Below are 7,116 nucleotides of genomic sequence, written 5' to 3'. Positions count from 1 at the left end.
TGTTCTAGCTTCTGGGCCAGGATTCCCACGCCGAGGCGAACATTTCGTCGACCGTGTGGGTGTTCTTCCACTCGAGGTCGCGGGCTGCCAGTTCGCCGGACGCCACGACCCGGGAGGGGTCACCCGGGCGGCGCGGCGCCTCGCCGGGGGTGAAGTCGATGCCGGTGACTCGGCGGGCGGCGTCCATGATTTCCCGGACACTCGTTCCGGTACCGGAGCCGAGGTTGTAGACCGGCTCGAGGGTCTTGCCGGAGTCGAGGGCTCGGGCCGCGGCGACGTGGGCTCGGGCGAGGTCGGCTACGTGGACGTAGTCCTTCACCGAGGTGCCGTCGGGGGTCGGGTGGTCGGTGCCGTAGATCTGGGGGGTCTTGCCCTGGGTCAGCATGTTGCAGACGATCGGGAAGAGGTTGTACGGGCTGGCGTCGTACACCTTCGGGTCACCGGAGCCGACCACGTTGAAGTAGCGGAGCGAGGTGTGGTTCAGGTCCACGGCCTTGGCCTGGTCCGCGAGGAGCCACTCGCCGACGAGCTTCGTTTCGCCGTACGGGCTCTGCGGGTCGGGGGTGGTCTGCTCGGTGACGATCTCCTCCGTGGGAGTGCCGTAGACCCCGGCGCTGGAGGAGAAGACGATGTTCCGTACGCCGGTGTCGGCCATCGCGTTCAGCAGGGAGACCATCGCGGTGACGTTCTGGGTGTAGGTGTGCATCGGCTTGTCGACCGACACCCCGGCGTACTTGTAGCCCGCCAGGTGCACCACGCCGCTCACGCCGGCCAGCGTTTTCCGGGTCAGGTCCGTGTCGAGCAGGTTCGCCTCGACGAACGGCACCCCCTCGACCAGGAACTCCGGCTTGCCGCTGGACAGGTCGTCGATCACCACGACGTCGATCCCGTCCGCCGCGAACGCGCGCACCACGTGCGCCCCGATGTAGCCCGCCCCGCCAGTCACCAGCCATGTCATGCGGCCTATCCTGCCAGTCCCGCGGATCCCTGGCCGAACCGGACCGAATCGGTATCATCGGCCAATGATCGGACTTGTTCTCGCCGCCGGGGCCGGCCGCCGGCTGCGCCCGTACACGGACACGTTGCCCAAGGCGCTGGTCCCGATCGACGCGGAGACCACCCCGCTCGACCTGACGCTGGCGAACTTCGCCGAGGTCGGGCTGACCGACGTGGCGGTCGTCGTCGGGTACGCCGCGGGCGCGATCGAGGAGCGGGTGCCCGACCTGCAGAGCCGGTACGGCGTCCGCATCCAGCTGGTGCACAACGACAAGGCCGAGATCTGGAACAACGCGTACTCGCTGTGGTGCGCCCGGGACCTGTTCGCCGAGGGCGTCGTGCTCGCCAACGGCGACACCGTGCACCCGGTCTCGGTCGAGCACACCCTGCTGAACGCCCGCGGCGAGGACAAGCGGATCATCCTCGCCCTCGACACCGAGAAGCAGCTCGCCGACGAGGAGATGAAGGTGGTCTGGCACGACGACCACGGCGTCCGCAGCATCACCAAGCTGATGGACCCGGCGACGGCGTCGGGCGAGTACATCGGCGTCACGCTGATCGAGCCGGCCGCGGCCGGCGACCTGGCCGACGCGCTGCGCAAGACCTGGGAGAACGACCCGGACCTGTACTACGAGGACGGCTACCAGGTGCTCGCCGACGCCGGCTACCGGATCGACGTCGCCCCGATCGGCAAGGTCGACTGGGTCGAGATCGACAACCACGCCGACCTGGCCCGGGCCCGCGAGATCGTATGCCCCTCCTAGCCCGGTTCGTCACCGCGCCGCTGGTCGTCGACGTCCGGCGCGGTGCGCTCAAGGAGCTGGCCGAGGTGCTGGCCGACCAGCGGATCTCGACGTCCGGCAAGGTCGCGATCGCGGTCGGTCCGACGTACGGGCCGATCGTGCAGAACACGTTCGAGCACGGGCTGGTCGACGCCGACTGGTTCACCGTCGACGGCGGCACCATCAACACCGCGATCAAACTGGTCGAGCAGATCAAGCAGAACCGGTACGACGCGATCGTCGGGATCGGCGGCGGCACGGTGCTGGACGTGACCAAGTTCGCCGCCGCCCGGCTCGGGCTGCCGATGGTCGCGGTCGCCACCAACCTGGCCCACGACGGCATCGGCTCCCCGATCAGCACGCTGGACAACGACGCCGGGCGCGGCTCGTACGGCGTACCGGCGCCGATCGCCGTGGTCGTCGACCTCGACCTGATCGCGCAGGCCCCGCCGCGCTCGGTGCGGTCCGGGATCGGCGAGATCGTCTCGAACCTGTCGGCGATCGCCGACTGGGAGGCCGCGCACGCGGCGCACGGCGAGGAGATCGACGGGCTCGCGGTGTCGCTGGCCCGGACGTCGGCGCAGGCCGTGCTCAACCACCCCGGCGGCATCGAGGACGAGGTGTTCCTGGCCGCGCTGGCCGAGGGCCTGGTGCTGTCCGGGATCTCGATGGTGGTCGCTGGGACGTCGCGGCCGTCGTCGGGCGCCTGTCACGAGATCTCGCACGCGATCGACCTGCTGCACGCGGACCGCCGCGCCTTCCACGGCGAGCAGGTCGGGCTGGGTGCGGCGTTCGCCTGGTACCTGCGCGGCGACGAGCAGGCGTTCGGTACGACGGTCGACTGCCTGCTCCGGCACGGCCTGCCGGTCCGCCCGGCGGACCTGGGTTTCAGCGCGGAGGAGTTCGGCGAGATCGTCGCGTACGCGCCGCAGACCCGTCCGGGACGGATCACGATCCTGGAGGAGGCGGCGCTGTCGCCGGACAAGATCGCCGAGGCGATCGCCGGTTTCGACGCGCAGGTGTCGCGCCGGATCGCTGCTGCTGACGGGCGTGCGCCGGAGCACGGGTGAGTGATCGTCGGCTGGACTGGCCCGGCTGCCAGAACGTCCGGGACCTCGGCGGCCTGCCGACCGCCGACGGAGGCGAGATCCGGCGCAACGCCCTGATCCGCGCCGACAGCCTGCAACACCTGACCGCAGCAGCCGTGCAGACCATCAAACAAGCCGGAGTCAGCCGCATCATCGACCTCCGCTCCCACAGCGAGGTGAGCGGCTTCCCGACCCCCTTCACCAGCGACCCGCTCGGGATGCACCTCCCCCTGCAGGACCCCGCCGACCCACCCAGTACGGCGACCACCATCGTCGACGCCTGCACCGAGATGCTCGACCTGCACCCCGACCTGTTCGCGGCCGTCTTCCGCGCCATGCTCGAAGCGCCCGACGGCGCAGTTGTCGTGCACTGCTACGGCGGCAAGGACCGTACGGGCGTCGTTGTCGCATTGGCGCTCGCAGCGGCCGGCGTACCGGAGGACGAGATCGTCGCCGACTACTTCCTCACCCGCGCCAACCTGGCCGACCTGATGGCCGAGCAGCTCGCCGCCGAACCCGACGAGTCCTTGCACGCCGAGATGCTGGAGTTCCGCGAGACCCGCGCCGAGTCGATGACCGCGATCCTCCGCCACCTCGACACGGCGTACGGCGGCCCGGTCGCCTACCTGCGGCAGACCGGGCTCACCGACGCCGAGCTCAAGGCCCTGAAGCAAAGGCTGACTAGACCCGCGCAGTCGTAGCGGCGGAGGCACGGACGACCTCGATCGGCTGCTCGATCAGCTCGACACCGATCGCGCCGGAAGTGGGCACCAGCCAAGGGCTCCCCGGTTCGCCGTCCGGAGCGGCCTTCCACGAACGGCCGACCTTCGGCACCTTGATCGGGTAGATCCGCAGCGCGCCCTCACGATCGATGTGCAGCCGCAGGAAACCCTTGTAGTCCTCGAGGCTCTGCCCGGCGAACACCTCGTTGGTGTTGAAGCCGAAGCGGCACGCGATCAGCAGGTAGAGGCCGACGACGAGCGAGTCCACGAAGCCAACGACCACGGGTGTACCAACGAGCGCAACGACGACGGTGATCCACTGGGCGGCGTTGGCCTCCAACCGGTACAGGACCACGGCCCAGAAGCCGGCCAGCGCCAAGTGCGCCGCCGAGTGCAGCACCCCCGCAACCCCGGCAGCGAACGAACTTCGTTCCAGCCCGAGCCGGGCGAACAACACCCCGCCGACCACCGTCCCCAACGCCGCGAAGGCGGCCGGCGTCCACACCGCGAGCGTGCCGAAGACCCCCTGCGGGTCCGACGCCAGCCCGAACTGCACGAGCAGCGCGATCACCGTCTGCAGGAACGCCGTCAGCCCCCAGAACCCCGGGTTGCGCCACGGCAGCCGGAAGATCCCGTTCGCCAGCCGCGACGACTGCGCGCGCGACGGGTACGTCTGCACCCGGTCGTACGTCGTCCGCTCATCGGTCTCGGTGACCCGGGACGTCTTCGGCGGCAGCTCGAGCTTGTCCGGCAGCAGGTGCGTGGCGGTCAGGTACGCGCCGCCACCGCCGCTGGTGATCCGCTGGCCGGTGCCATCCTCCTCGGCGTACCGGGCGTAGTGGTGCGAGTCGCCGGACAGCATCACGTGCACGGTCGCGCCGGCCGGGCGGACGATCTCGCGCTCGAAGAACCGGATCGCGTCGTAGCCGCGGGCGTCGCCGCCCGATCCGGCCTTGATCCACGCGGGTTTCGGCGTACAGAGGATGACGCCGTCGCCTTCGCGCATCTGCGTCGTCGCGCGCCGGAAGTAGGCGAGCTGCGGCGCGTCGATGTACTCGTCGAACTGGGTGTCGATCGCGAGCAGCCACCAGCGCTGCGGCAGCTGGACCGCGAAGTAGCTGCGGGCCTGCTCGGTGTCCCAGCCGCCGACCGGGCGGCCCTGCGCGAAGACCCGCAGGAACGCGGTCAGGCCGTCGTACCAGTCGTGGTTGCCCGGCAGGGCGAAGAGCACGGGCCGGTCCTCGACGTCGTCCTCGCGCGGGAAGGCCGCGCGGTACGGGCCTTTCGTGCGGTCCTCGTACGCCGTCGCGGACGCGGCCGGGTAGGCCTGGTCGCCGCCCATCACCAGCACCTGCCCGCGCGGCAGGTGCAGGTTGTCGGCCGGCGACAGCTCGGGCGCCGCGAGCACCGACGCGATCGAGTACGTCGCGTCGAAACCGTCGCCGAGGTCGGCCACGAAGTCGAACCACAGCTCGTCGTCGCCGTGGTGGTAGATCTCGGCCTGCAGGCCGCTCTGGAGCTCGCGCTTGTCGGCGTACGCACCGAAGATGCCGGCCAGCACGGCCTTCAGGCCGGCGCTGGCGAGAACGGTCGGGAGGAGCCAGCGGACAGCTCCCCGGCGGCGGAATCCGAGCTGCTCCTCGGACAGGTCGTGCGGGCGGGAATCCTTCACCCGCAGAAGGTACGCGGTCGCGCCGACGGCTTCCGGAGTCGTGGCGAATTGTTGTCGAGCCGCGACCATCCGTCACCGGCTGAAACGGTTCAGAGCGCGCCGATGTGAGGTCCCGGCCCGGCGCCCAGTAGATTGGCCCGCATGTCAACCGCCGCCGAGTCGGCCACCACCGCGGACGCCGCGGCACTGGCCGAACGCTACGGGTTGTCCAAGAGCGCGGCACGTCCGCCGCTCGGGGGCTACCTTCGTGAACTGTGGGGCCGTCGCCAGTTCATCTACAGCTACGCCCGCGCGCGCACGTACGCGCTCTACGCGGGAGCCCGGCTGGGATCGGTCTGGCAGATCCTCACCCCACTACTGAACGCCGGGGTCTACTACCTGGCCTTCGGTGTCCTGCTGGGCACCAAGGGCGGGATCGACAACTACCCGGCCTTCCTGATCTGCGGCATGTTCATCTTCACGTACACGCAGCGCTCGATGACCGAGGGTTCGCGGGCGATCGCGACCAACATGTCGCTGATCCGCACGCTGCACTTCCCGCGGGCGACGCTGCCGCTGGCGTACGTGGTCAACGAGCTGAACCAGCTGTTCATCTCGATGGGCATCCTGCTGCTGCTGGTCGGCTTCACCGACGGGCCGTCGCTGAGCTGGTTCCTGGTGATCCCGGCACTGCTGCTGCAGACGATGTTCAACGTCGGCGTGACGCTGATCTTCGCCCGGCTCGGGACCTTCCTGACCGACATCAGCCAGCTGCTGCCGTTCATCACCCGGACCTGGCTGTACGCCTCCGGCATCTTCTTCTCGATCCCGGACAAGCTGCGCGACGCCGACGCCCCGGGCTGGGTCATCCACCTGCTGGCCCTGAACCCGATCTCGGCCTACATCGACATCATGCGCAGCGCGCTGCTGGAGTCGCACGAGAAGCACGCGCTGCCGAACGCCTGGCCGATCGCGATCGGCTGGGCCGTGGTCGCGCTGTTCGGTGGCTTCATCTACTTCTGGCGAGCGGAGGACAGGTATGGCCGTGGCTGAGACGGCAGCTCCGACCCCGGCGGCGTCCCCCGCGCCGGCGTCCGACGCTGCCCCGACCGTGATCGCCGACAACGTCAACATCATCTACAAGGTGACCGCCGGCTCCGGCGGCAAGGGCACCGCGGCGACCGCGTTCCGGCGGATCCTGAAACGTCAGGACCGGCCGACCATCCGCGAGGTGCACGCGGTCAAGAACGTCACCTTCACCGCGCACAAGGGCGACGCGATCGGCCTGATCGGCCGCAACGGGTCCGGCAAGTCGACGCTGCTGCGGGCGATCGCCGGGCTGCTGCCGCCGGCCTCGGGCGCCATCTACACCGGCGGCCAGCCGTCACTGCTGGGCGTCAACGCCGCGATGATGAACGACCTGACCGGCGACCGCAACGTCGTCCTGGGCTGCCTGGCGATGGGCATGAGCCCGGCCGAGATCGACGAGCGGTACGACGAGATCGTCGAGTTCTCCGGGATCGGCGACTTCATCGACCTGCCGATGTCGACGTACTCCTCGGGCATGTCGGCGCGGCTGAAGTTCGCGATCGCGTCGGCCAAGACGCACGACATCCTGCTGGTCGACGAGGCGCTGGCCACCGGTGACGCGGAGTTCCGGGTCCGCTCGGAGCAGAAGATCAAGGACCTGCGCGACCAGGCCGGCACGGTCTTCCTGGTCAGCCACTCCCTGGACGTCGTGCTGGACACCTGCAACCGGGCGATCTGGCTCGACAAGGGTGTGCTGCGGATGGACGGGGACGTGAAGGAAGTCGTGGACGCGTACAACAAGGAAGCCACCGGCAAGCGCTGAGGCTGTCCGCAAGGGCCCCTGGGAT

At 69.6% G+C, this 7,116-nt stretch carries 7 protein-coding genes; 5 read left to right on the top strand and 2 right to left on the bottom strand.

Going from position 1 to position 7,116, the window contains the following annotated elements; all coding sequences use genetic code 11:
• Nucleotides 1-4 precede the first annotated feature (4 nt).
• Nucleotides 5-958 carry a UDP-glucose 4-epimerase GalE gene (galE, locus tag AB0M01_RS33870; protein WP_363676566.1) on the bottom strand — a complete coding sequence of 318 codons (954 nt, stop codon included), beginning with the start codon at nucleotides 956-958 and terminating at the stop codon, nucleotides 5-7.
• A 64-nt stretch (nucleotides 959-1,022) separates the two neighbouring features.
• Between galE and AB0M01_RS33865 the strand changes: the two genes are divergently transcribed.
• From AB0M01_RS33865 to AB0M01_RS33855, 3 genes are read left to right on the top strand one after another with little or no spacing between them, the layout of a single operon-like run.
• The gene (locus AB0M01_RS33865; RefSeq protein WP_363676565.1) at nucleotides 1,023-1,760 is read left to right on the top strand and encodes a phosphocholine cytidylyltransferase family protein; all 738 of its coding nucleotides are present in this window, start codon (nucleotides 1,023-1,025) and stop codon (nucleotides 1,758-1,760) included.
• On the top strand, nucleotides 1,748-2,848 hold the full coding sequence (locus AB0M01_RS33860) for an iron-containing alcohol dehydrogenase family protein (protein ID WP_363676564.1): 1,101 nt from the start codon (nucleotides 1,748-1,750) through the stop codon (nucleotides 2,846-2,848). The genes AB0M01_RS33865 and AB0M01_RS33860 overlap by 13 nt, the downstream gene beginning before the upstream one ends.
• On the top strand, nucleotides 2,845-3,567 hold the full coding sequence (locus AB0M01_RS33855) for a tyrosine-protein phosphatase (protein WP_363676563.1): 723 nt from the start codon (nucleotides 2,845-2,847) through the stop codon (nucleotides 3,565-3,567). Before AB0M01_RS33860 ends, AB0M01_RS33855 begins: the two co-directional genes overlap by 4 nt.
• On the opposite strand, the gene AB0M01_RS33850 is transcribed toward AB0M01_RS33855, so the two are convergent.
• Entirely contained in the window at nucleotides 3,548-5,260 is a 1,713-nt protein-coding gene (locus AB0M01_RS33850; RefSeq protein WP_363676562.1) for a metallophosphoesterase, read from the bottom strand. The two genes, AB0M01_RS33855 and AB0M01_RS33850, sit on opposite strands and share 20 nt — an antisense overlap.
• A gap of 141 nt (nucleotides 5,261-5,401) precedes the next feature.
• Here AB0M01_RS33850 and AB0M01_RS33845 point away from each other — a divergent pair, with 141 nt between their 5' ends.
• Both AB0M01_RS33845 and AB0M01_RS33840 read left to right on the top strand, forming a co-directional pair.
• Nucleotides 5,402-6,292, top strand: coding sequence for an ABC transporter permease (locus tag AB0M01_RS33845; RefSeq protein WP_363676561.1), 891 nt, complete (start codon nucleotides 5,402-5,404; stop codon nucleotides 6,290-6,292).
• Nucleotides 6,279-7,091: an ABC transporter ATP-binding protein gene (locus AB0M01_RS33840; protein ID WP_363676560.1), complete on the top strand. Its 813-nt coding sequence runs from the start codon at nucleotides 6,279-6,281 to the stop codon at nucleotides 7,089-7,091. Before AB0M01_RS33845 ends, AB0M01_RS33840 begins: the two co-directional genes overlap by 14 nt.
• The last annotated feature ends 25 nt before the right edge of the window (nucleotides 7,092-7,116 follow it).

It is taken from the genome of Kribbella sp. NPDC051770 (assembly GCF_040681455.1).
Classification (GTDB): Bacteria; Actinomycetota; Actinomycetes; order Propionibacteriales; family Kribbellaceae; genus Kribbella.
This window is presented reverse-complemented; position numbering and strand designations above follow the sequence as displayed.